The organism is Arthrobacter sp. 05T45, assembly GCF_056395875.1.
Map to the genome: position 1 here is coordinate 1 of NZ_JBFTKI010000049.1, position 1,021 is coordinate 1,021.

Consider the following 1,021-nt stretch of genomic DNA (forward strand, 5'->3'; position numbering starts at 1 on the left):
GCCCGGTGGTGTCGGCGATTCTGCTGGCGGTGGAGGGGGTGAAGCCTGCCGTCGTGGAGCGGTGGACGGTGTAGCCGGTGACGCCGACGTTGTCGGTCGCCGCGGTCCAGGACAGGGCGACGGCGGTTCCGGTGGCTGTGGCGGCCAGGGCCCCGGGCGCGCCCGGCGCGGTGGTGTCCGGCGGGGGTTGGATCGTGGCGGAGGCTTCGTTGGAGCCGGGGCCGGTGTTGCCGGCGGCGTCGGTGGCGGTGACGCGGTAGTACCAGGTTCCGGCGGGCCGGTTGGTGTCGGTGAAGCTGAGCCCGGTGGTGTCGGCGATTCTGCTGGCGGTGGAGGGGGTGAAGCCTGCCGTCGTGGAGCGGTGGACGGTGTAGCCGGTGACGCCGGTGTTGTCGGTCGCCGCGGTCCAGGACAGGGCGACGGCGGTTCCGGTGGCTGTGGCGGCCAGGGCCCCGGGAGCGCCGGGTGCGGTGGTGTCGGGCGGGGGTTGGGTGGTGGCGGTGGCTTCGTTGGAGCCGGGGCCGGTGTTGCCGGCGGCGTCGGTGGCGGTGATGCGGTAGTACCAGGTTCCGGCGGGCCGGTTGGTGTCGGTGTAGCTGAGCCCGGTGGTGTCGGCGATTCTGCTGGTGGTGGCGGGGGTGAAGCCTGCCGTGGTGGAGCGGTGGACGGTGTAGCCGGTGACGCCGGTGTTGTCGGTTGCGGCGGTCCAGGACAGGGCGACGGTGGTTCCGGTGGCTGTGGCGGCCAGGGTCCCGGGCGCGCCGGGTGCGGTGGTGTCGGGCGGGGTTCCGTCCGTGTAGGTGAGGGTGAGGGTGGGGCGCAGCGTGGCGGAGGCCTGGCGTGACCAGAACCAGGAGCTGTCGGTGCCGGTGCCGGTCAGGGCCAGGGTCCGGGACCCGGTCCAGCCGGTCATCAGGCTGGTGTCCAGGGGGATGTCGTAGGCCGTGTTGGCGGCCGTGCCGCCGGGCAGGGACCCGAGGGTGGGCCCGGAAACCGCGGGGCGGTTGGCGTAGAGGGTGCC

1 protein-coding gene is annotated in these 1,021 nt (G+C 73.9%); it reads right to left on the reverse strand.

All coding sequences use genetic code 11. The features are described 5' to 3' along the window. On the reverse strand, positions 1–1,021 hold a 1,021-nt coding region (locus tag AC1DGD_RS22090; protein ID WP_476858278.1), incomplete at both ends, for a fibronectin type III domain-containing protein.